The sequence below is a fragment of the Mediterraneibacter faecis genome (assembly GCF_055383675.1).
Genome location: NZ_AP043803.1, coordinates 82,494 through 104,728, shown reverse-complemented (window position 1 = coordinate 104,728; position 22,235 = coordinate 82,494). Strand labels below are relative to the sequence as shown.

At 41.7% G+C, this 22,235-nt stretch carries 21 protein-coding genes and 2 tRNA genes; 2 read left to right on the top strand and 21 right to left on the bottom strand.

Annotation, left to right across the window (positions count from 1 at the left end; genetic code table 11):
- Positions 1 to 13: 13 nt before the first annotated feature.
- The 6 genes from ACZ47Z_RS00490 to ACZ47Z_RS00465 all read right to left on the bottom strand — a co-directional run bounded on the left by ACZ47Z_RS00490 (position 14) and on the right by ACZ47Z_RS00465 (position 7,277).
- Entirely contained in the window at positions 14 to 1,930 is a 1,917-nt protein-coding gene (locus tag ACZ47Z_RS00490; RefSeq protein WP_054753678.1) for a PTS sucrose transporter subunit IIABC, read from the bottom strand.
- A gap of 152 nt (positions 1,931 to 2,082) precedes the next feature.
- A complete protein-coding gene (locus ACZ47Z_RS00485) occupies positions 2,083 to 3,192 on the bottom strand; it encodes a LacI family DNA-binding transcriptional regulator (protein WP_464525751.1) in 1,110 nt (369 codons plus the stop codon).
- 100 nt (positions 3,193 to 3,292) lie between these two features.
- Positions 3,293 to 4,093 (bottom strand): class B sortase, encoded by an 801-nt coding sequence (gene srtB, locus ACZ47Z_RS00480; RefSeq protein WP_464525750.1) that lies wholly within the window; start codon positions 4,091 to 4,093, stop codon positions 3,293 to 3,295.
- The gene (locus ACZ47Z_RS00475; protein WP_054753676.1) at positions 4,090 to 5,121 is read right to left on the bottom strand and encodes a DUF7601 domain-containing protein; all 1,032 of its coding nucleotides are present in this window, start codon (positions 5,119 to 5,121) and stop codon (positions 4,090 to 4,092) included. The genes srtB and ACZ47Z_RS00475 overlap by 4 nt, the downstream gene beginning before the upstream one ends.
- A 36-nt stretch (positions 5,122 to 5,157) precedes the next feature.
- On the bottom strand, positions 5,158 to 5,649 hold the full coding sequence (gene lepB, locus ACZ47Z_RS00470; protein WP_464525749.1) for a signal peptidase I: 492 nt from the start codon (positions 5,647 to 5,649) through the stop codon (positions 5,158 to 5,160).
- On the bottom strand, positions 5,646 to 7,277 hold the full coding sequence (locus ACZ47Z_RS00465) for a DUF5979 domain-containing protein (protein ID WP_464525748.1): 1,632 nt from the start codon (positions 7,275 to 7,277) through the stop codon (positions 5,646 to 5,648). The genes lepB and ACZ47Z_RS00465 overlap by 4 nt, the downstream gene beginning before the upstream one ends.
- Positions 7,278 to 7,503: 226 nt before the next feature.
- Between ACZ47Z_RS00465 and ACZ47Z_RS00460 the strand changes: the two genes are divergently transcribed.
- Positions 7,504 to 7,576, top strand: a tRNA-Asn gene (locus ACZ47Z_RS00460).
- A 257-nt stretch (positions 7,577 to 7,833) separates the two neighbouring features.
- Here ACZ47Z_RS00460 and ACZ47Z_RS00455 read toward each other — a convergent pair.
- From ACZ47Z_RS00455 to ACZ47Z_RS00395, 13 genes are all read right to left on the bottom strand, one after another.
- A tRNA-Ala gene (locus ACZ47Z_RS00455) sits at positions 7,834 to 7,906 on the bottom strand.
- Between the two features lie 88 nt (positions 7,907 to 7,994).
- A complete protein-coding gene (locus ACZ47Z_RS00450) occupies positions 7,995 to 8,816 on the bottom strand; it encodes a CvpA family protein (protein ID WP_117889986.1) in 822 nt (273 codons plus the stop codon).
- Positions 8,817 to 8,825: 9 nt separating this feature from the next.
- Entirely contained in the window at positions 8,826 to 10,022 is a 1,197-nt protein-coding gene (locus ACZ47Z_RS00445) for a DUF5711 family protein (protein ID WP_054753668.1), read from the bottom strand.
- An 86-nt stretch (positions 10,023 to 10,108) separates the two neighbouring features.
- Entirely contained in the window at positions 10,109 to 11,227 is a 1,119-nt protein-coding gene (locus ACZ47Z_RS00440) for a LysM peptidoglycan-binding domain-containing protein (RefSeq protein WP_464525747.1), read from the bottom strand.
- Positions 11,228 to 11,451: 224 nt separating this feature from the next.
- Positions 11,452 to 12,393: a transketolase family protein gene (locus tag ACZ47Z_RS00435; protein ID WP_020436972.1), complete on the bottom strand. Its 942-nt coding sequence runs from the start codon at positions 12,391 to 12,393 to the stop codon at positions 11,452 to 11,454.
- A complete protein-coding gene (locus ACZ47Z_RS00430; protein WP_117541740.1) occupies positions 12,381 to 13,217 on the bottom strand; it encodes a transketolase in 837 nt (278 codons plus the stop codon). Before ACZ47Z_RS00430 ends, ACZ47Z_RS00435 begins: the two co-directional genes overlap by 13 nt.
- Before the next feature lie 60 nt (positions 13,218 to 13,277).
- Positions 13,278 to 13,931: a fructose-6-phosphate aldolase gene (fsa, locus tag ACZ47Z_RS00425; RefSeq protein WP_054753666.1), complete on the bottom strand. Its 654-nt coding sequence runs from the start codon at positions 13,929 to 13,931 to the stop codon at positions 13,278 to 13,280.
- A gap of 342 nt (positions 13,932 to 14,273) precedes the next feature.
- Positions 14,274 to 15,362, bottom strand: a complete 1,089-nt coding sequence (locus ACZ47Z_RS00420; RefSeq protein ID WP_155203428.1) for a LacI family DNA-binding transcriptional regulator — start codon at positions 15,360 to 15,362, stop codon at positions 14,274 to 14,276.
- Positions 15,363 to 15,395: 33 nt separating this feature from the next.
- The gene (recR, locus tag ACZ47Z_RS00415) at positions 15,396 to 15,992 is read right to left on the bottom strand and encodes a recombination mediator RecR (RefSeq protein WP_015527645.1); all 597 of its coding nucleotides are present in this window, start codon (positions 15,990 to 15,992) and stop codon (positions 15,396 to 15,398) included.
- On the bottom strand, positions 15,992 to 16,345 hold the full coding sequence (locus ACZ47Z_RS00410; RefSeq protein WP_015527646.1) for a YbaB/EbfC family nucleoid-associated protein: 354 nt from the start codon (positions 16,343 to 16,345) through the stop codon (positions 15,992 to 15,994). Before ACZ47Z_RS00410 ends, recR begins: the two co-directional genes overlap by 1 nt.
- Before the next feature lie 2 nt (positions 16,346 to 16,347).
- Positions 16,348 to 17,940 (bottom strand): DNA polymerase III subunit gamma/tau, encoded by a 1,593-nt coding sequence (gene dnaX / locus ACZ47Z_RS00405; RefSeq protein ID WP_054753662.1) that lies wholly within the window; start codon positions 17,938 to 17,940, stop codon positions 16,348 to 16,350.
- 3 nt (positions 17,941 to 17,943) lie between these two features.
- Entirely contained in the window at positions 17,944 to 19,023 is a 1,080-nt protein-coding gene (locus ACZ47Z_RS00400; protein WP_144366383.1) for a 6-phosphofructokinase, read from the bottom strand.
- A gap of 187 nt (positions 19,024 to 19,210) precedes the next feature.
- Positions 19,211 to 20,038, bottom strand: coding sequence for a hypothetical protein (locus tag ACZ47Z_RS00395; protein ID WP_464525746.1), 828 nt, complete (start codon positions 20,036 to 20,038; stop codon positions 19,211 to 19,213).
- A 262-nt stretch (positions 20,039 to 20,300) separates the two neighbouring features.
- Between ACZ47Z_RS00395 and ACZ47Z_RS00390 the strand changes: the two genes are divergently transcribed.
- On the top strand, positions 20,301 to 20,543 hold the full coding sequence (locus ACZ47Z_RS00390; protein WP_015527650.1) for a TIGR03905 family TSCPD domain-containing protein: 243 nt from the start codon (positions 20,301 to 20,303) through the stop codon (positions 20,541 to 20,543).
- A gap of 261 nt (positions 20,544 to 20,804) precedes the next feature.
- Here the strand turns inward: ACZ47Z_RS00390 and ACZ47Z_RS00385 are convergent, their stop codons facing one another.
- Both ACZ47Z_RS00385 and ACZ47Z_RS00380 read right to left on the bottom strand, forming a co-directional pair.
- On the bottom strand, positions 20,805 to 21,305 hold the full coding sequence (locus ACZ47Z_RS00385; RefSeq protein ID WP_054753658.1) for a DUF6147 family protein: 501 nt from the start codon (positions 21,303 to 21,305) through the stop codon (positions 20,805 to 20,807).
- Positions 21,306 to 21,379: 74 nt separating this feature from the next.
- The gene (locus tag ACZ47Z_RS00380; protein ID WP_464525745.1) at positions 21,380 to 22,150 is read right to left on the bottom strand and encodes a DUF4367 domain-containing protein; all 771 of its coding nucleotides are present in this window, start codon (positions 22,148 to 22,150) and stop codon (positions 21,380 to 21,382) included.
- Between the last annotated feature and the right edge of the window lie 85 nt (positions 22,151 to 22,235).

The following is a 22,235-nucleotide window of genomic DNA, read 5'->3' as shown; positions in this document are numbered from 1 at the left end:
ATCACTGTTCAATTTATTTCTCAATCTTCATTGCGAGATCAGCTGTTGTAACTGTTCCCGCTGCTGTCTTCTCTACTTTGCTGAAGTCATCTGCATTCGTCAGTATCATCATCGTAGTTGCCGGATGTCCTGCTGCTTTGATAGCATCCAGATCTGCTTCGATCAGCACATCGCCCTTACGAACTTTTGCTCCGTCTGCTACTTTCTTTACAAATCCTTTTCCATCCATGGAAACTGTATCAATTCCAATGTGGATCAGAAGCTCTGCTCCTGCTTCCGTTGCGATGCATACTGCATGCCCTGTATCGAAGATATTCATTACTTCACCGTCACATGGTGCTACAATCTTTCCATCTGTTGGCTCAACTGCAACAGTTGTTCCAAGCATCTCTGATGCAAATGTCTCATCTGCTACTTCTGCTGTCGCAACAACATTTCCGTTTACCGGGCTTGTAATTTCTTCTGCTGAAACATTTTCTGCTTCTACTACATTCTCTGTCTCTTCTGTTTTCTCAACTGTTGTCTCTGTTGCGGCTGTCTTAACTACCGGCTCTTTATCTTTGTAAATCATGAAGGAGATCACAAATGCTACTCCTACTGAAATTGCCATCTCAATAATGTACTGAAGCGGCTGATTCAGGCAAAGCAGAATACCGAAGATACCTGTTACTCCTGTTCCCTTTGCTCCAAGATGTACAAGTGATGCATACAGAGCTCCACATCCTCCACCAATACATCCTGCGATAAATGGTTTGAAGAATCTTAAGTTTACACCAAAGATTGCCGGCTCTGTGATTCCCATAAATGCACTAAGTGATGACGGGAGTGCAAGGGATTTAACTTTCTGATCTTTTGATTTAATTCCAACTGCTAATGCTGCCGCACCCTGTGCTACATTTGCTGCACTTGCAAGTGGAAGCCAGTAAGTTACTCCGTATTTTGCCAGCTGACCGATATCGATTGCTGTATACATCTGATGAATACCTGTTACTACTGTCGGTGCATACAAACCTCCCATGATCAGACTTCCAAGTCCGAGCGGAAGTGTCAGCATCCACTGGATTGCTCCAAGGATCGCATTCTCACCCCATACGAAGATCGGTCCTACGATAGAAAGTGTAAGATATCCTGTCACGAATACGCTGACAAGTGGTGTTACAAACAGATCAAGTGCTGCCGGAACTACCTTGTGCAGCTTCTTTTCTAATACAGAAAGGATCCATACTGCAATAATAACCGGGATTACATGTCCCTGGTATCCAACCATGTCGATGTGATACAGTCCGAAGAATACGCTCTGTGTCTGCTGTACACCTTCTGTTGCAACTGTATATGCATTCTGCAGTGACGGATGAATCATGATCATACCGATAACAGCTCCAAGATACTGGTTTGCACCAAATGCTTTCGCAGCTGAAAATGCAATCAGAATCTGCAGAAATGTATAAGCGATATTACTGAACAGATTCGCAAACACATAAATAGAACTGCTTGTATCAATTGCTAAAAATCCATTTGCATTCATGAAATCCAGCGCATTCATGATTCCCATCAGGAAACCACTTGCTACGATGGCCGGAATGATCGGTACAAAAATATCACCTAACAGCTTGATGGCCTTCATAAACCAGTTCTGCTTCTCTGTCGCTGCTTCCTTTGCCTCAGCCTTTGTGCTTGCTGTAATACCTGCGATCGCGATAAATTCATCAAACACTTTATTCACTGTTCCTGTTCCAAGAATAATCTGAAGCTGTCCAGATGCCTCAAATACTCCCTTTACTCCGTCCACATTCTCTATTGCCTCTTTATCAGCCTTACTATTATCTGCGATAACAAGACGAAGACGCGTTGCGCAGTGCGCTGCGGATACAATATTCTTACTTCCACCTACATATCCCAGAATCTCCTGGGCTGTTTTCCTGTAATCCATGATTACGCTCCCTTCCTTCTCTATTTTATGTGTAATCGTTTTCACGTTTTATGATTTTATATTAAATAAAAAAATGCCATTTGTAAAGATGGCATTTTTACTAATTCTGATTCTTCTGTTTTGTTTAACTTGCACTATACTCTTAGTTACATTCATTCAAATCTATTCACGATCTGGAATCCCAGCTTCATATGCACCGGCACCGGATTTTTCTCTTCAATCTGTTCAAGCAAGAGCTCTGCCCCCTTGATTCCACTCGTTTTATACCCAAAATGAACCGTTGGAATACCGCCTGTCACAGCCCTTAACATCTGATTATCACCAAATCCTGTGACACAGATACCAGACTGTTCCAAAATGTGTAGCATCCTTGCACCAGAATTCTGAACCGATTCCGGAACCGCCTTTTTACTCTGTGCGATCAATGCCTCGATTGCTCCTGCTGCAATCGTATCTGTTGCGCATGATATGATATCGATTCCATTTTCTTCGCTCAACAAATCCACTACTGCTTCATATCCGCCGCTCATTGTAAATTCTGATTCGCGTCTGTACCGATGGTCATCGAAAGTAATCCCTGCTTCCTGAAGTCCTTTGCGGAACCCGTCTTCTCTGGCAGCACCTGCTGCCTTATCTTCACGAGTAACACCAATATATGCAATCTTGCAATCTTCAGGTCTTCCACCATTCCGCTTCAGTGCTTTCACCGCAACTTCTTGTCCCATTGCTCTTCCCGCACCAAAATCATCATGATAGATACAGCTTGCCATTTCTGTCTCCTGTCCCACAATCACAACCGGAACCTTTGATTCTTTTAAAAATCTCCGATGCTCGTCTGTAAGCACTGTACCGATCAGTACAATTCCATCTACCGGATAACTTTCAAAGATTCTCAGATAAGTCAGCTCATTCTTTGGCTGATTATCCGTGCTTGCAAGAAGCATCTGGTACCCTCTTGCCGAAAGAACCTGTTCAATTCCCGCTGTGATCCGGCTGATTGATTCTGAATTGATCTTCGGAGCCACCACACCAACCAGATGTGCGCGTCCGGTTCTTAGGATTCTTGCCTGAGTAGACGGCTGATATCCCGTCTTTTCAATCACTTTACGGATCTGCTCCTTTTTCTGTTCACTCACATATCCGCCATTCAAATATCTTGATACTGCTGCGCTGGACACCCCGGCCATCTGCGCAATCTCTTTTATCGTCATCGTATACTGCCTGCCTTTATTTCCCTGATTTTCGAAATTATCCAGATCCATTTTCGCTCTTTTTCTAGCTTTGACCTAAACCTGAATGACATTCACATTTTAACATTCAACAGACAAATATGCAACGGCGTTGCGCTACATCATTCTTTATCTACCTATCCCTATCATATAAAAATCCATAAAGTATTACTCTTCCATTCGTCTGATCGTTAGAACAAGTAGATAAGCCAATGATCCTGTTCCACCCCTCTTTTCCTTTTTTCTCAGGAAGACGATACTGCACGGCATGTGCCTTTATATATTCCATCAGTTCTTCCAGATTCTCTTTCTTATAATCTCGTGGATTATAAATAACTTCATCATACGCATCCGTCTCCACACAGGCGAACCACTGGATTTTTTCTAACTGTTCATTCAAATATAGCGTACCTGTTTTGTGCGATTCAAAATACTCCTTTTCTTTATAATTCATCACATCCCCAAACATTGCGCCATTATCCATATGGTGACCATATAATAAACTGTAACTGTCAATAAATTTTCTGTCATTTCTGCTATCCAGAAAAATACTTCCTGAAAGAGCAAACTCTCCATAGATATCCTGATTGATATATTCCAGATTTGTTTCTCCCTGCACAACCGGATAATCAATCTTTGTTCCATCTACCGTCAGCCAGGCACACACATCCGGATTGATTTTCTGAAGTTCCTGCAGGGACGGACTTTCATCCGTTTTTCCTGCAGGTTTATATTTCATTAATTCTCCGCTGATAAACGCACGTCGGTTGATCTGGCAGGTATCCCATAATGAATATGCACCATAAAGAAGCATAAGAATAATAAAGAGCGCTGCCAGAATTTCCAATATCTTATTTCCCGCTTTTATAACTTTAAAAAACAGCTCTTCCCTCTGCTCCCCTGCCTCCTGACCTTCTGTCGTTTCGTTTATCATGCTCTTTTTCTACGAAAGAAAACTGATCCAAGTGCGCCTGCCGCACCCACAAGTAGTACGTATGGTGTGTATTTCTTTGCGACGCCTGTTACTACAGCCGCATCTTTCTCATTCACATACTGAACTACTGTACCATCTTCTTTTGTAGTTCCTGTCTTTGTTCCGGTCGCAGTTGTTTCTCCGTCAATCGTAGTGGTATATCCATCTTTATTCGCATCGGTCTCTGTTACCGTGTATTTATCAGATTCTGTCAATCCATAAATTGTAATCGAACCTGTATCAGAAATCTGATAAGAAGTTTCTGCTTCATTGCTTGTGATGTATTCTGTAAGTGCCTGTGCATTTGCATTTTTCTTCACTACAACTTTGTAGAGTTCTCCCTGTCCACCATTCACCGCAACCTTGAATTCGAAGGATTTATTTTTAACTCCCTGATTACCTGTGATCGTTTTTTTGATTGTCACATCATGCGTTGTATCATTTTCTGCACCATAATCATTGATAAATTCAAGATCACCTTTTTCACCGTTATTTTCTGTAATTACATTTCCAACATAAAGTGCTCCATCTGCTCCGTTATATACAAAAAGATAAACATCTCTGCCTGCTGTATCATAATCGATTCCTTCATAAGAGCCTGCATCTTCAGTCACAACATAATGATAAACACCGGCATGTTCAAATACCTCTGCATTAATTTCCAATGTTGCATTCTTGCTGTAAACTGCTGCCAGTGTATCTTCTCCTGATGGTTGGAATCCGATTGTCTGGGTGGCCTTGATTCCACCTGTCACACCGGCATATACTACATTATCTCTCCAATTTTCTGCTGCTTCACCATTCTCCACATGAAACGAAAATGAAGTGTTTGGCTGGTATGTATTTCCATCCGTTGTCACTGTTTTCTTCAGATTCAACTGTGTGATCGGTTCATTTTCCTCGGCCGCCGCATTTACCACACAAACTGACATCATCATCATGCTCGCCATTGCCATTGCTGAAATACGTCCTGCTGTTTTCCTATTCATAATCTCTACCTCACTTTTTACTCTGATTTCCGGTTTTCAGATATCTAACCGGCGGAGCACCGTAATTACTCTGCCTTTTATCTCCTTGTCCTTCACAGCTCCAAAATACCGGCTGTCTTTTGCATTTTCCCGTTGATCTCCCAGAATAAAATATTCTCCGCTATTCAGCGTCAGTGGATAGACCGTGTCACTTTCGTATTGCGGTGTATCATAGAAAATATCATTTTCCACAATCTTACTTCCATTGATCTTTACCTTTTCGTCCTCTGTAATCTCTACTGTATCGCCGCCGGCTGCGATCACTCTGCCCACATATTTCTCTCCTGCTTTCTGAAGAACCACCACATCCCCGCTTTTCGGTTTTTCCAGTCGATAATAAAAGAGCAGATCTCCCGCACTGATGCGTGGCGACATGTCATTGTTTTTCATGGTTGTAATGCCAAACAACAGCCCGAACAAAACCCACAGAAACACCAGAAGAAACGCAAGACGAATCAGAAAAAGATGAATCTCTCCTTTTAATTTCATGAATCTTTTTCTTTCCTCTTTCTTCGAAGAAACAGAAAAACTGCTCCTCCTGTTATACCTGCTGTTTCCATCAGGATTGTAGGAAACATCCTGTTCTCTACTCCTGTCGGAACAACCATAAGCGGTTGATACTGATTCGTATATGTTACTGTTACAGTCTGCTCCTTCACTACATCAATTTGTGCTGTCATCCCCTCTGTCTGACTTTCCTGTCCCACGAGATAAAAGGTATGCCCCAGCCTGTAGTTATTCTGTTCCTGAGCAATCTCCGTCACTGTATATTCCCCAGGTTCAATCGCCTGAAGAGATGCACTCCACTGACCATTTTGCGGAAGCTTCACTTCTTCGATCACTTCTTCTCCCCGTTTTACTTGAAATGTAAAGGACTCGTCCGGAACCTGACTCGCTGCAATTCCCTCCACCTGTTTTGTAATCATCAGATTACCTGTTTTTGCCGGTGGGGTTGGGAGATCCTTTCCAAAAGAAATGTTATCGAGCAGGTTTCCATTTGACAGATTTCCATTTGCTGCCGCTACTGCCACAAAATAAAATCGAGTAACATATTGCCCTGCCGGAACCGTATAATCTCCATAGTGATAAGTCCATCTGCCGGCTTCATCTGACAATACAGCCTGTACATCTGGATTACTCTGATCAAATCCCGATCCTGCCGGATTCCAATCAGAACTCATTGATTTCGTATCGCTGATGATAACCGCCATCGTGTCTGTTCCCCAACGTCCGGCATGTTCCAATCCCCAGTGAAGGACTGTCCCCGGTTCTGTCAAAACATCCTGATAAAGTGCTCCTGGTTCCTCACAATTTAATTCTGCGAACTGATTTTCCTGTGCCGCACTGCTGATGTTATAAACCGGCTTTGGATCATTAACCGTATTTCCATAATAACTTCTGCTTCCGTCTGCAATCTCGATATAATAATCTTTCTGATTTCCAGCGCCAAAATATGCACCTTTCGCTGTTGTCTTCCAGTACAAATTATTCGTTCCATTTGCTACCTGAATAAAATGTGCATTCTTATAAGTCAGTGTTCCTACATCAGATACTTTTGGCGTCTCAAAACTTCCATTCTGAAGCTTGTCATAATAATTCACCTTGTATTCGGAAGAATAAACTGTCACCGCCTCATTTACTGTCACTTTCACACGAAATGTCTTCTGTGCACCATCTCTTGCAACTTCATAGGATTGCTTTCTACTATCCACAGTCGCTGTATCCTCAATATCTTTCCATTGACCGTTTTCACTTATCTGCCACTGATAAGCAATCTGATCTGATTCTGTTGTTCCACTAACATTTGCTGTCAGAGAACCTTTTGTAAGAATCTCATCTTTAAGAGCAACTGAAATTTTCTCTGAATCGGTACTTTTCCCTTCCTCTGTTACTACTCCAGACTCAGGGGGAGATTCTTTTGCGTCTGGTTTCTGCATTTCTGATCGGGAAGTCTCTTCCGCATCTGTTTCTTCCGGGAGCACGGTACAATCTGTTCCCTCTGTGGTTTGTACAGCCTCAACTTGTACACCTTCTGCCAGTACCTGAACACCCATCAACGACAGCATCATCAATACCGCCATCAGAAATGCAAAATGTCTTCTCAGCTTTCTTCGCATTTTGCCCTCTCCTGTCTTAAATTGAATTGTTACCTTTCAGGAAGTACTGTCGATATATTTTATATCTGCCCTCCTGTCTAATATATGTATGACGCTGGATTTCTGATTATGACTTGAAAGAGATAAAAATAGATTTCTTTAAGATTTTTACATTTTTTAAAATTTTCTCTTGCAAAGACCATTTAAATATGATAATATATTTTTCGTCGATAAGACAAGGAAATATTCCTCCTTAGCTCAGTCGGTAGAGCATTCGGCTGTTAACCGAAGTGTCGTTGGTTCAAGTCCAACAGGGGGAGTTATGAAGAACATCTCACAGATTTCGCGCTGTGGGATGTTTTTTTGTTGCGTAAATCTGACACAGCTTGTCAGATTTTTCCTTATCCAGTAGCTCTAAAATGCTACGCATTTCATCGCTGTGGCGTATCCGCCACATAATTAAAGACAGACTGTAGTACTTTCGTGCAAGCACGAGGTAGCACAGTCTGTCTTTAATTGCCTGGCTCTGTATATGTAACAAAAAACGGACTGTGCAATGCACAATCCGTAATCCTAGTGGAGAATACGAGAGTCGAACTCGTGACCTCCTGCTTGCAAGGCAGGCGCTCTCCCAACTGAGCTAATCCCCCATATGTATGTCCTCAACAGAACTTCTATATGATATCATAGCTTATTGAGAGTGTCAACCCTATTTTTAATATTTTTCTTTTATTTTTCTTACCGAAATCCAAGTAACCAGATCAACAGCGGATTATGTTTGTACAAAAACGTCAAGATCGCGCTCTGCTCAACCATCGCATAACACGTTGTTCCAATCTCTGTCGTATAAATCAGAGTCAGCACAAGGAATGCGATCCATACGATAATACATCCCAGACCAATTCCAAGCACTCCTCCCGCCAGATGATTGATCGCACCAAGTAACGGAAGTTCACCAATAATATTCACTGCATACATCAATGCGCTTACAAGAATGATCGCAATCAAAAATGTCACAAGAAATGACACAACATTGAGGAGCATTCGTGAAATATAGGCCGCAACATATTCTGGGAAAGTTGTAACATCCAGTTCTTCATAAATCGCAGTATTATTATTTTCCAGCAATGCATCTTTCAAAAACTGTGGCAGCATTGAATTCTCAATCTCACGGATCTGTGTATCCTTTGGAAGATCTCCGACCACTTTCAGGATATCCTGTGCAGTTATCCCCAGTTTGTCCCATCCTGATTCGCTTAATGATTTAATCTGGTCTACCGTTAAATTCTCCAGAGGTGTTCCACTGAGATTCGCTTTCAATAGATCATCTGCTGAAAGCTCTGGCATAAATGCTTCCACTATCTTCTTCTCCAGTACGTCCTGCGCCGGTGTATGCTTCATCAGCGCATCCGACACGTATGGGGAAAGGAATGACACCAGTACCAGTGTCAATATTGTTGACAGAAGGGATAAACCAATTCTGAGAAATCCCTTCACAAAGCCGGCAATCATGCAGACTAAAAACACAATCCCGACTGCAAGTAACAACCAATTCTCCATATATCTCTCCTATTTTGTCAAATAAACAATTCGCAGTTCATTATCACTCATCACATAGTATCTGTTCAGACCAAATGCATCAAAGATTTCCTGTGCATCTGCTCCCAGGTCTCCCTTAAACTTCAGGATTCCCGTTGTTGTATAAATACAGCACTTACTTCCATCATACAGAATGATATTGTCTCCATCCATCTTTACATGACTATAATCTCCTTGTATCTCTTTGCTGAACACAGTATCTCCTGATCGATTATACATTCTCAACTCATACCCTGACTTCTCCTGATTAAGCAGGACAAATCCAAAATAAGAATCCGAATGGAAAACACTTTTTATCTCTTGATTCACTTTCACTTCTTTTATCTGCTTTGGAGCATCTTTTCCTGTATAAATCTCAAATCCATTATCTCCAACTGCAACAGATCTGTCATTTCCCATAAAGAAAATCTCGCCGATCAGCATATCTTCATAAGTATCTGCTGTCACTTTGTTATCTGCCTTCTCTTTGCCGGCAGCATCAAAATTATAATATCCGATCCTGCTCTGCACCTGTGTTCCTTTGGTATAAAGATAAGAAACTGCCAGAACCTTTCCATCATCAGACAAATCCAATGCGATCGGATATCCTGTATTTCCAATCGTAATCTGCTGCTCTACCAGAATATTTCCTGCCGCATCATAGGATATGATCTTCGGTGAAGTCTCATCTTTTAAAATTGCACTGACAATTCCCTGATTCGATACTGCGATTCTCTCAATCGGTAATGTCGTCTGAATCTCACCTTTCAACCCATTTTTTGTAAATACGAGAATACTGTTGCCTCCGCTGTCAGCAACCGCAAACACATCGTCTTTCACAACAATCACCGGTGTCTGAAGCTGTGTTGGCTGAATCCACTTTTCCTCATTCTTCTTATTTAGAAATACCACACCGTCATGATTATAACGCACAATTCCATCTGCAAACTGAACGTAATTATTCCTGTCCGAAAGGTCTTTCGCGTAACTGTCTGCCTTGCGGACTGTGCCATAAGTCTTACTATCTAAAAGGAGGTATGTTCCGCAGATTGCCATCGCAATCAGGATGATATAGGTAAGAAGTTCTTTTCTTCTCCGGCGTTTGATCCTTCTTTCCCTTTGTCTCAGCGCTTTTCTATCATCCTGCGTTTTTACCACCTGTAAATTCGACATTTTCTTTCGCGCCATATTGCTCCCCTTATCGTTTGTCCAGTGCACCTTTTTCTGTTGATACACTTTTAGCTTTCACTTGTCTTTCACAGTATAACACGGATTTATGGCAATATCAATTTTTGTCCAATATAGATCAGGTTCCCATTCTGCAATCCATTCATCCGGCTGATCGCATCTACATGATTAACATCTCCATACATTTTTTTACTGATAATTGCAAGGGTATCTCCTTTTTCCACCACATAAATACCATCATTTTCATCTGCTGCAACGGCAGTCCCGGAAACCGGAACACTTTCTGTATTTTTATCTTCCGTCTGTTCTTCCCCTTCATTTTCTTCCGTTACCTCTGCTGATTCCTTTTCTGCATCTGCTACTTCCTGATTTTTCTCCACAGTAGCTGCTGCTCCACTCGTCTCTTTCACATCAGGTGAGGATGTTTGCTTTTCCCCCTCGGCAACCACATTTATCTTATTCTGTAGGGATTTCATTTTACTGAAATTATTCATCATAGAAACGCCCATCACGATCAGAACTAGTACAAGACATGTACTGATCCCATACATCAGACTGCCTGTCCTTCTTTCTCTTTTCTGACCGCCTCGTTCACGTACCAGAGAACGAAAGCTTTGTGCAGCCGTATCTTCCACATTTTCTGTCTGAACTGCCCCATTTTTTTTTCGACTTGCAATCATATAATTCTGCATGCACGGATTCTTCTCGTAATAAGTATAATGTCCTCCAATTTCCATAAGATCTCCCAGCTTATGTACAAAAAATACATCTTCCTGGTTTGCCGAATCTTTCATAACAAGGACGGTATTTTTCTTTGGAAATAATTTTTTATGCAGCTTTACGTTGATAGAACTCGGAGCCAGCTGTAAATCATGCTCTGTCACAAACCAGCCTATGATTTCTCCTTCTTCAAAATACTGGCTGCATTCTTCGCAACCACATTTCCATATCTTGTCATCGATCAGGTATTCACCACCCTCCTTTTTTAACTCTTTTATTTTTATCGCACCATAAATATAAATATATTCTTCATTATCCTGCTTCTGTATTTCACCAATCAGAAAGGCTCCTTCTGGTTGTTTTTCTTTCTCGCTTTTTTCACTTAACTGAAGAAAAAAAGTATCTACATAATCTTCCACATAGATTTTTGGACTATCACTCACGTTTCCTATCTGACGCACATTTTTCGGAATCTGTCTCTCCATTTTATACTCACCTTTCTATCACTTTTATTTAATTTCCCGGGGATTGCCCTTAACATAGCACAAGGAAATCGGGAGATTTTATCAATTAGTGTCAGGTAAGTTCGACAAATATTACTTTTCGTGCACGGCATTTTCTTAATATCTCCAAACATCAAAAAACGCTCCGGTACTCTCTGATTGCAGATATTCTGTAAACAGAAAGCGCGAAGCGTTCTTTTTATTAATTATTTTGCAAATGCTTTGATCTTCTCGTAGATGCTGTCTGTATCAAGACCATACTTCTTCAGAAGCTCAAGTGCCGGACCAGACTCACCGAATGTATCATTCACACCGATCTTCATAACCTGTGTCGGAGCTTTCTCTGAAAGTACATCACATACAGCACTTCCAAGTCCGCCGATAACGGAATGCTCTTCAACCGTAACAACTTTTCCTGTCTCTTTCGCAGCTGCTACAACAAGCTCCTCATCGAGAGGTTTGATTGTATGAATGTTGATCACTTTCGCATCAATTCCGTCTGCTGCAAGCTTCTCAGCTGCTTCCAGACAGTTACTTACAGGAAGTCCTGTTGCGATGATTGTCAGATCTTTTCCTTCTCTTAATACAACACCTTTTCCAAGCTCAAATTTGTAGTCCGGTCTGTCATTGATCACCGGCACTGCGAGACGTCCAAATCTCAGATATACCGGTCCCTGATGCTCGTAAGCAGCACGTACAGCTGCTCTTGCCTCTACATCATCAGCTGGGTTAATTACAACCATTCCCGGAATTGTACGCATCAAAGCGATATCCTCATTACACTGATGTGTTGCTCCATCTTCTCCTACAGAGATTCCGGCATGTGTTGCACCAATCTTTACATTCAGGTGTGGATATCCAACAGAGTTTCTTACCTGCTCAAATGCACGTCCTGCTGCGAACATTGCGAAAGAACTTGCAAATGGCACTTTTCCTGTTGTTGCAAGACCTGCTGCAACACCGATCATATTAGACTCAGCAATACCACAATCGATAAAACGATCCGGATGTGCTTTCTTGAATACACCTGTCTTTGTAGCTGCTGCCAGATCGGCATCAAGTACTACAACGTTATCATGTTCTGTTCCGAGTTCAGCCAAAGCATTACCGTAGCTGTCTCTTGTTGCGATCTTCTTTACTTCTGACATAATGCTTCACCTGCTTTCTCTAATTCTTCCATTGCAATCTTGTACTCTTCATCGTTCGGAGCTTTTCCGTGCCATCCTACCTGGTTCTCCATGAAGGATACACCTTTTCCTTTTACTGTCTTAGCAATAATAGCTGTCGGCTGTCCTTTGACTGTCTTTGCTTCTTTGAATGCAGCATCGATCTGATCAAAGTCATTTCCATCAATATTGATTACATGGAAATTAAATGCCTCAAACTTCTTATCAATTGGGTACGGAGAGTTAACTTCTGTAATTTCTCCATCAATCTGAAGATTGTTATTATCAACGATAACAACAAGATTATCCAGTTTTCTGTGTGCTGCCAGCATGGAAGCCTCCCATACCTGACCTTCCTGGATCTCACCGTCTCCGAGCAGTGTGTATACTCTGTAGTCTGCATTGTCAAGCTTTCCTGCGATTGCCATACCTACAGCTGCTGAAATTCCCTGTCCAAGAGATCCTGAAGACATATCAACACCTGGAATGTGTTTCATGTCCGGATGTCCCTGCAGATAAGATCCTGTATGACGAAGTGTCACGAGATCTTCCTTCGGGAAGAATCCTTTCTGCGCAAGTGTAGAATATAATCCCGGAGCTGTGTGTCCTTTAGAAAGAACGAAACGATCGCGATCCGCTTTCTTTGGATCTTTCGGGTCTACGTTCATCTCTTCAAAATAAAGGTATGTAAAAATCTCTGTTGCTGAGAGAGATCCACCTGGATGTCCAGCCTTTGCGCTATGCAGTGCTGTTACAATCCCTTTCCGGATCTCATTCGCAGTTTTCATAAGCTCTAACTTGTTCATGATATCTCCTTTTTAATTTCCATTCTGATTCCATTTTCAGTCTTAACGTTATTTCCCGGATTACTCACCAAAAACAGCAATATAATCCTTTTTAAACTTCTCGATACCTGCATCTGTCAGTGGGTGATGTGTCATCTGTTCGATTACCTTGTAAGGTACTGTTGCAATATCTGCTCCTGCCAGTGCACATTCTGTTACATGGATTGGATTACGTACACTTGCTGCGATAATCTCTGTCTCAATTCCTGCTACTTCGAACATCTCTACGATCTCTGCAATGAGGTCAACTCCCTTTGTAGAAATGTCATCCAGGCGTCCAAGGAACGGAGAAACATAAGTAGCTCCTGCTCTTGCTGCAAGAAGTGCCTGGTTTGCTGTGAAAATCAGAGTTACATTTGTCTTGATTCCCTCTGCTGTAAGAACTTTAACAGCCTTCAGACCTTCTACTGTCATAGGAATCTTAACTACCATGTTCGGATGGATCTTTGCAATCTCACGTCCTTCTGCGATCATGCCTTCTGCATCTGTTGTTGTAGCCTTAACCTCTCCACTGATTGGTCCGTCTACGATAGATGCGATCTCAGCGATAACTTCTTTAAAAACACGTCCTTCTTTTGCAATCAGAGACGGGTTTGTTGTAACTCCGCAGATCACTCCCATGTCATTTGCTTTCTTGATATCCTCTACATTAGCCGTGTCGATAAAAAATTTCATTTTTAAGTCCTCCTATACATGAATCTTCCTCTTACCACTGATACAACTCACTGTTTTTCCAGCAGTAATTCGTTTGTTTATGAGCTGATTATATAGCTTCCAAAACCTGAGGTCAACTGTCTGAAAAATTATTAATAGTCATTTTTCACTTAATAATCCGACATATTAACCGTTTTTATTAATATTAGTTAATATCAATCGTTTTTATTCTGTATAAAAATCTTTATTTTAAAGGCTTTATCAACATTTTCTAAAATCAGAATCGTTTGTTTTTGTTGTTTTTATTAGTAATAATTTTATTATTTTTTATTAATTTTAAATAATACAACGTCTATACATCAACTATTTTGTCTTCGCATAAGACGTTGTTCCACGAACCACGATCTGTGGCTCATATTCCACATGATAAATACTGACCGGTTCAAATTCCGTATACTTCCAGTCCCTTGAACTGATCTTTTTCATGATGATATCACAGGCATCCATTCCTTTGTGAACTACAAAATGCTCGATCGTTGTAAGTGACACTTTCTTAACTTTGGAAAATAAAGTATTATCACATCCCATAACCGAGACATCTCCGGGAACTTTATACTTCATATCCTGGAGTGCATCCATAATCCCAAATGCGATCATATCATTCAGCCCCACGATTGCAGTGAGATCTTTTTCTGTCCGGAGCAGTTCTTTTGTCAGATCATATCCGATGCGGTACTCTGAATCGATTCCCGGAACATTCCGGTCAAATTCTTCATCTGCTTCTTTTACAATCACCTGATCGCCATATCCGGCTTTTCTGAATTCATCAAGAAAACCTTCTACCCGGCGGAATCTCTGCTTCTGTCTTGCAGTTAATGGCGGTGTAATGTATGCCACATGCTGATGCCCCAGCTCCAGAAGATGTCTGCCCATTAATCTTCCAAGCTTTGTATTGTCCAACTCCACTGCATCTACATCCAAATGCTTCTCCTGGTTATTGATCACAACAACCGGAATCCTTTCAGACATTTCTTTAAGCTGTCCGAGAAAGCATTTCCCCGGATTGCACATATAGATAATTCCCTGTGCATTCAGAGTCGAGATCATTTTCAGATAACGCTCTTCCAGTTTTAAATCTCTCTGTGTATTACAGACAAAGATTCCGAATCCCTGCTCTGTTGCCCTTGATTCAATTCCTTGCAAAAGCATTACATAGTATGGGTTTGTCAGGTTCGGGCTGATGACAACGAGCAGTTTTTCTCGTCGCTCTCCACGCTGTGTTCTGCGTTTCGGAAGTTCATACCCCAGTTCTTCCGCCGCTGCCTCCACTTTCTGGATTACTTCTTTTGAAAAAGAGACGTTATACTTCTTATTGAGTACCATCGAGACCGTTGCCTGTGAAACTCCCGCGCGCTTTGCCACATCTGAAGATGTAACTTTTTTCTTCGCCATAGCCAGTCCCTCCTGCCGGTGTCTCAAATGCTTTTACAATTCTGTTCTTCCTTCCAATGCCCGAAGCAGTGTTACCTCATCAATATATTCCAGATCACCTCCAACCGGAACACCACTGGCAATCCTGCTCACCTTGATTCCGACCGGTTTGATAAGTTTACTGATATACATTGCTGTTGTCTCGCCTTCCAGACTGGAATTCGTCGCAATGATCACTTCATCCACATCTCCCTGCAGACGCTCCATCAATTCTTTCAGACGGATATCCCCGGGACCGATTCCAAGCATTGGAGAAATTGCTCCATGAAGTACATGATAGACTCCGTTGTACTTTCCGGTCTTCTCATACGCTGCCAGATCACGCGGTGTCTCCACTACCATGATTGTCTTATGATCTCGGTCCGGATTGCTGCAGATTGGGCAGATATCCTTATCCGTCAACGTACAGCACTCCTTACAGTAACGGACATTCTTGCGGGCATCTACGATTGCATTCGCAAGTCCTTCTACCTGTTCTACCGGCATATTGATCACATGAAATGCAAGTCTTTGTGCTGATTTATTCCCGATTCCCGGAAGTCTCGAGAACTCCTCGATCAGGCGGCTGATCTGATTACTGTAGTAATCCATTAGAACATTCCGCCTCCAAGACCGCCAAATCCGCCTGTCATCTTAGATACTGCTGCATTTGTCTCCTGCTCAACCTGACGCAGTGCTTCATTTGTCGCTGCTACGATCAGGTCTTCCAGCATCTCAATGTCGTCCGGATCTACAACTTCTTCTGCAAGTTTTACTTTTGTTACTTCTCTTTTGCCGGATACAGTTACTTCTACTGCTCCGCCGCCTGCAGCTGCTGTGAACTCTTTTGTCTCAAGTTCTTTCTGCTGCTCTTCCATCTGACGCTGCATCTTCTGTGCCTGCTTCATCAGATTCGCCATATTTCCCGGCATTCCGCCGCCTGGAAATCCTCCACGCTTTGCCATGTCTAATCCTCCACTGTTATTTCCATATTTATTTTCTGTTCTATGTCCACAAATGTATCCTCAAAGTGTCTGCCCTCTTCTACATGACGGACATCCACCTCGACTTTCTTTCCAATCTTCTCTTCAATGAGCTGTTCAAGTTCCTGCACATGATCTTCTCTGCCAACCATATCTGCCGACATAGCATCTGGCAGTACAATCAGCAAGCGATTGTCACCACCAAGACTCAGTCTTGCTTTTTTAAGAAAGCCTCTGATCATACCTGACGCTTCATCTGCGATAGAACGGAAATTCTTCACCACTTCCTGCACATCCTCCGGAATTGCATTCGGCAGCTCCGGTTTCGCCTTCCTGCTTCCCGCAACGCCTGATCCGGATAATGACGCATCATCTCCATTCACGTAAACAACTCGCTGCGGCATATCTGCGGCTGCAGCAAGTCCTTTCTCTACTTTGTCTTCTACCGCACGGATTCTGTCCAGAAGTGCATCCTGACCAGTCTCCATCGCCGGAGTGCAAAGCTTGATCAGTGCAACTTCCAGAAGTACTCTCTTCTGCGTCGCATACTTCAGCTGACCGGAAAGTTCTGAGAATATACGGATATAACGCAACAGCATATCAAGTTCGATCATCTTTGATTCTTCCTTGAGCTGCAACATATTTTCCGTAGACACATCCAGCACGTCCTCTATATTATCAGAAGTTTTAACCAAAAGCAAATTTCTCAGATACCATGTAAAATCTGCGGCCAGCTGGGTCAGTTCACGTCCCTGCATAACCAGATCTTCCACGATATCAAGAACTCCGGCAACATCTCTTTCCAATACTTTCCGAAGTAGGCGGCTGAACACATCCGTATCCACCGCACCAAGTACTTCAAGCACATGATCATACGTCAGCTTCTGTCCCAGATAAAATGCAATACACTGATCCAGCAGACTGAGTGCATCACGCATAGATCCGTCTGCCGCCTTTGCGATATAGCGAAGTGCTTTTTCTTCCACTTCTACCTGTTCTGTCTGCATCAGATCACGCATACGGTCTGTAATTGTCTCAATGCTGATTCTCTTGAAATCATAGTGCTGACATCTGGAAAGAATCGTAATTGGGATTTTATGCACTTCTGTCGTCGCCAGAATAAAAATAACATACTCCGGCGGCTCCTCAAGTGTCTTAAGCAATGCGTTAAATGCTCCGATGGAAAGCATATGCACCTCGTCGATAATGTATACTTTATACTTACCTTCTGTCGGTCGATATGTCACTTCCTCCCGGATCTCACGGATATTATCAACACCATTGTTCGATGCAGCATCGATCTCGATCACATTCATTGAAGTGCCGGCAGCGATAGATTTACACATCTCACACTCTCCGCATGGACTTCCATTTACCGGGTGCTCACAGTTTACTGCCTTCGCAAATATTTTCGCAACCGTTGTCTTACCGGTTCCTCGCGTTCCGCAAAACAGATACGCATGTCCGATCCTGTTCGCCTTAATCTGGTTCTGAAGCGTTGTAACAATATGATCCTGTCCTTTTACATCTTCGAATTCAGAAGGACGGAACTTTCTGTATAGCGCCGTATATGACATGAATTACACCTCGTCTCCGAAGCTGATACCGATTGTTCTCGCTTCTTTGATTAGACCACAGTTCGGATCAACATATTTCAGCTTTCCTGCAACCTCTTCCAACGGAACTTTCACTGTCTCACCATTTCTCATGGCTACCATATATCCGTATTCTTCATTCAGGATCAATTCTGCTGCCTTCGCTCCGACTCTTGTTGCAAATACGCGGTCATAAGAACAAGGTGTGCCACCTCTCTGTGTATGTCCAGGAACTGTGATACGAACTTCCTTGTCTGTCTCTTTTTCAATCTGTTCTGCCAGTTCGTAAGCGATAGAAGGATATTTTCTGTTTGCCAGCTTCTCTTTGTATTCTTTCTTTTTCAGTTTTGCATCTTCTTTGGAAATCGCACCCTCTGCAACAGCAAGAATTGTAAATCTCTTACCTGCCTGTGTACGTTTGTCGATCACATTCTTGATTGCTTTAATATCATATGGGATCTCCGGAAGAAGAATTATGTCTGCTCCGCCTGCAATTCCGGCATGCAGAGTTACATGACCTACTTTGTGACCCATAACCTCGATAATAAATACACGGCTGTGGGAAGTTGCTGTCGTATGGATTCTGTCAATCGTATCTGTTGCGATATCAACTGCACTCTGGAATCCAAATGTCATGTCTGTTCCCCACAGATCGTTATCGATCGTCTTCGGCAATGTCACTACATTGAGTCCTTCCTCACGAAGAAGATTTGCTGTCTTATGAGTTCCATTTCCTCCAAGAATAACGAGACAATCCAGATGAAGCTTATGATATGTGTGCTTCATTGCCTCCACCTTGTCTATTCCATCCTTATCCGGCACACGCATCAGTTTGAACGGCTGACGGGATGTACCAAGAATTGTTCCACCCTGTGTCAGAATTCCCGAGAAATCCTTTGATGTCAACATATTGAAATCCGAATAGATCAGACCTTTGTATCCATCTTTAAATCCATAGATTTCTACATCTTTGCGCTTGTTGCAAATTCCTTTTACAACACCGCGCATTGCTGCGTTAAGTGCCTGGCAGTCTCCACCGCTGGTCAACATTCCTATTCTTAACATAGCAACTCCTCCTATTACTCTTTGCACCTGTCTTAATCAGTTACTTTCTTTTCTTGTTTATAAGCCCTAAAAAAGCAGTTGGTTCTTCTTTCCCTGCCGCCATTCCTGATATTCCATGACCGGCGGCTACCAACTGCTTTTTATTATACCTTATTTACAAATGCTGCTCAAGAAATTTTAGTTTTCGTTATGTTAAAAATTCTTCCAGAATCTGACGAATCGCCGCTTCTCTTTCTGCATTTCTTCCTGAATCTCGCTCCGAATCTCTATCTACGTCTCTCTCTGAATTTCCTTTCGGATTCCTTGCCGGCTCTACCGCTCTTGGTTCTCCCTCGATATTAATCGGCAGCTCCGTCCTCTCTGCTTTTGTTTTATTTCCATTCTGTAAGTTGTCTTCTCTGTGAATCTCTCTTTCCCCTTTCTTTTCTTCCCACTCCTGCTTTCCGGTATTCTCTGCAGCGATCACATTCAATTCTTCTCTATCCGTAGTCCGCTGTCTCTTTACGTGAAATGCACAATTATTCTCAAGATAATCCACCATATACATCCTGACAGCATTAAGCTTGTACTGTTCGTCCGAAAGATGACTGATAACAAAAAGGAGTACCATCTCCGCTAATCCTGTTTCTATATATTGATACGCCGCATCTGAAAATCCATAAGTAATATAACATTCGAATGCACCAAGAGCTGCAAGAATTCCAACAAACCACACCGTCAGCAATTGCATCTGTCTCCAGGTATGAATTCCAAACAAAAAGCCTCTATATTCATAAATATATTTCTCCACAAATGCATTTGTATTCTCTACACTGTCATGCACCATACATGCATGTTCGTATTTTGCTCTTACGAGTTTTATCAGTCGGTGTGTACTCTTGGACATATTCCCCGCCGCCTTCAGCATCTGATTCAATGTCTGCTGATTCACTGCTTTTGCCAGCACTCCGATTATGCCCAGAAGCGCCATCAGATAATAGATGACTCTCGTGTTCACTGCCAGTTCTCTTAACATAGCAACCCCTCCTGGTTTTAAAAATATTGCACGTAACTGTTCGGGCCTCCCCTTCGTTACGTTTGTAGATATTATAAACCTGATTTTATATTCTGTCCGCATAAATCGTTCTACAGATTTCTACAGCAAAAATCAAAATTGTCGTATTGAGGAAAATTATGCTGAAAGATGTGAAAAGAAAAATTGTTTTTTTATATTTGATTTGCTATAATTCAAAAGGTAACTAAAAGATCTAAAAATTTAAAAGAAAGGATATCTAGATATGGATTATAGAACAAAAGGTGTCTGTTCCCAGAGCATTCACTTTGATATCGAAGATAACAAGATTCATAATGTTTCCTTCGTTGGCGGATGTAACGGTAACCTGCAGGGAATTTCCCATCTGGTTGAAGGAATGGATGTAGATGAGGCCATCTCACGCCTGGAAGGAATCCAGTGTGGATTCAAGAAAACTTCCTGCCCGGACCAGCTTGCTCAGGCACTGAAAGAAGCAACAGGAAAATAATTTAAAAAATGGCAAACTAATAGGGAAGGATCGCTACTCTTGATTCAATCCTTCCCTTCTGCCCTACTAGTCCATGGACTGATTAACAGCCGCTTATGGTGATTATATGCTCATTTATTCAATTGTGGTGTATCAAGGAACAAGGCTCTCACTTTTATCTATTAGAATCTAATTTGTGAGTATCCGAGCGAACCACCGCGCAGCGGCTGTTAGGCCAGCCCACGGGCTGCATCTTCTGCCGTTGGTGTGGGAGGAAGATGCTTATGGGACTAGGATGCCGTTAGTTACAGAATAGGTTTCCTCTACAGGATCCTCCCCCATTCTCACAAAATGTTCAGCATGCACTCTGTAATAATATCCTCGGTCAACTTGAATAGATTTCGATGCAGCAACATAATAATCATTTTCTACTTTCTTGGAAAAAGCATCTATCTGATACCATTTATCATCCTTCTCATTGTACTGCTCCACATAAACAATAACTGCTACTGTATCAACAGTATGATTTGCTGTTGTTGCTCCGTATGTGTAAATTCGTTTTGTTCCTGCTTTTGTGATTGAACATTCCCCATCCATCAGATGTTCGCCACGCTCATCACTCTCCGGTGTATAGCCTGTTGATGAATCCGCTGAAGTTAAATAAGATCCATCAACAATTTTAACTTCACTATCATCTGCTTTAACACCTGTTACTGATACACACACCATAAAGCAAAACACCATAGCACTTGCTACCATTGACATTATTTTCTTACTTATCATAGAACTATCTTCCCCCTCTTTTGTTATTGTCCTCTAATAAGTAAACAACTGAGATTGAAAAAACTTACGCATTTTTACACAAAAAATAAATTTTTTAAAATTTTTTCAAATTCATCTTTCTTCATAACTCCCTTTAACTGATACTGAATCCCTTTGTCTTCAAATTCGGCTATATATCTTTTTTCTTTTTTATTTTTCACCTCATATTCTTTTACATTAATTTTTCTTTCTCCATTCATCACAATATACTCATCTAACAATTTATCAACTGCTTTCTGTCCCAAAGAAGAATCTTTAGAATTCATATACATTGTGTACCGAATGATTTCATTTTCATATTTATAAAATAACGTTGCTCTTCTTTGATCTCCGTCTATTGTATACCTTGTTAATACCATATCTTTTGGTTTATATTCTATACGAACCCAATAATCTCCGATCACCTTGGCGATTTCTTTATCAAGCTCTAATACTTCAAAATCTTTCGTTTCCATCGTCTCCATATTCTCAACATCTACATAAGACAAAGTTTCATCCCCTGCCTCTTTATTCCACAACGTCTTCCAATACGACTTACTCCCCACACTTGTCATCACACTTCCGCACACCAAAATCAGCACTGCTGCCAGTGCTCCGATTACAAGCTTGCTTTTCTTCTTTTTGCGGACGACTTTTTTATGCCTCTTGTCGTATTCGTAATCCTGAATCTTATTGAAAAGCTCTTTTTCCATCTCATCAGACACTGTAATGTCATCTAGAGATTTGTCCTTACGGACTTTCTTTTCAATCTGTTCAGCTTCTTTTTTCATTTCATTTTCCAATGATAATTTTTTCAGTTTTTTCATTTTCTTTACCTTATTCTCTCCAGTTTGTGTGTCCCGTTTTTCTTGACATTTTTTCAAATAAGGGTAATATGATGCTATAAGGCTA

Coding starts and splice junctions, on each gene's coding strand:
- ACZ47Z_RS00490 (WP_054753678.1), bottom strand. CDS start 1,930: ATGGATTACAGGAAAACAGCCCAGGAGATTCTGGGATATGTAGGTGGA.
- ACZ47Z_RS00485 (WP_464525751.1), bottom strand. CDS start 3,192: ATGGATCTGGATAATTTCGAAAATCAGGGAAATAAAGGCAGGCAGTAT.
- srtB (WP_464525750.1), bottom strand. CDS start 4,093: ATGATAAACGAAACGACAGAAGGTCAGGAGGCAGGGGAGCAGAGGGAA.
- ACZ47Z_RS00475 (WP_054753676.1), bottom strand. CDS start 5,121: ATGAATAGGAAAACAGCAGGACGTATTTCAGCAATGGCAATGGCGAGC.
- lepB (WP_464525749.1), bottom strand. CDS start 5,649: ATGAAATTAAAAGGAGAGATTCATCTTTTTCTGATTCGTCTTGCGTTT.
- ACZ47Z_RS00465 (WP_464525748.1), bottom strand. CDS start 7,277: ATGCGAAGAAAGCTGAGAAGACATTTTGCATTTCTGATGGCGGTATTG.
- ACZ47Z_RS00450 (WP_117889986.1), bottom strand. CDS start 8,816: ATGGAGAATTGGTTGTTACTTGCAGTCGGGATTGTGTTTTTAGTCTGC.
- ACZ47Z_RS00445 (WP_054753668.1), bottom strand. CDS start 10,022: ATGGCGCGAAAGAAAATGTCGAATTTACAGGTGGTAAAAACGCAGGAT.
- ACZ47Z_RS00440 (WP_464525747.1), bottom strand. CDS start 11,227: ATGGAGAGACAGATTCCGAAAAATGTGCGTCAGATAGGAAACGTGAGT.
- ACZ47Z_RS00435 (WP_020436972.1), bottom strand. CDS start 12,393: ATGTCAGAAGTAAAGAAGATCGCAACAAGAGACAGCTACGGTAATGCT.
- ACZ47Z_RS00430 (WP_117541740.1), bottom strand. CDS start 13,217: ATGAACAAGTTAGAGCTTATGAAAACTGCGAATGAGATCCGGAAAGGG.
- fsa (WP_054753666.1), bottom strand. CDS start 13,931: ATGAAATTTTTTATCGACACGGCTAATGTAGAGGATATCAAGAAAGCA.
- ACZ47Z_RS00420 (WP_155203428.1), bottom strand. CDS start 15,362: ATGGCGAAGAAAAAAGTTACATCTTCAGATGTGGCAAAGCGCGCGGGA.
- recR (WP_015527645.1), bottom strand. CDS start 15,992: ATGGATTACTACAGTAATCAGATCAGCCGCCTGATCGAGGAGTTCTCG.
- ACZ47Z_RS00410 (WP_015527646.1), bottom strand. CDS start 16,345: ATGGCAAAGCGTGGAGGATTTCCAGGCGGCGGAATGCCGGGAAATATG.
- dnaX (WP_054753662.1), bottom strand. CDS start 17,940: ATGTCATATACGGCGCTATACAGAAAGTTCCGTCCTTCTGAATTCGAA.
- ACZ47Z_RS00400 (WP_144366383.1), bottom strand. CDS start 19,023: ATGTTAAGAATAGGAATGTTGACCAGCGGTGGAGACTGCCAGGCACTT.
- ACZ47Z_RS00395 (WP_464525746.1), bottom strand. CDS start 20,038: ATGTTAAGAGAACTGGCAGTGAACACGAGAGTCATCTATTATCTGATG.
- ACZ47Z_RS00390 (WP_015527650.1), top strand. CDS start 20,301: ATGGATTATAGAACAAAAGGTGTCTGTTCCCAGAGCATTCACTTTGAT.
- ACZ47Z_RS00385 (WP_054753658.1), bottom strand. CDS start 21,305: ATGATAAGTAAGAAAATAATGTCAATGGTAGCAAGTGCTATGGTGTTT.
- ACZ47Z_RS00380 (WP_464525745.1), bottom strand. CDS start 22,150: ATGAAAAAACTGAAAAAATTATCATTGGAAAATGAAATGAAAAAAGAA.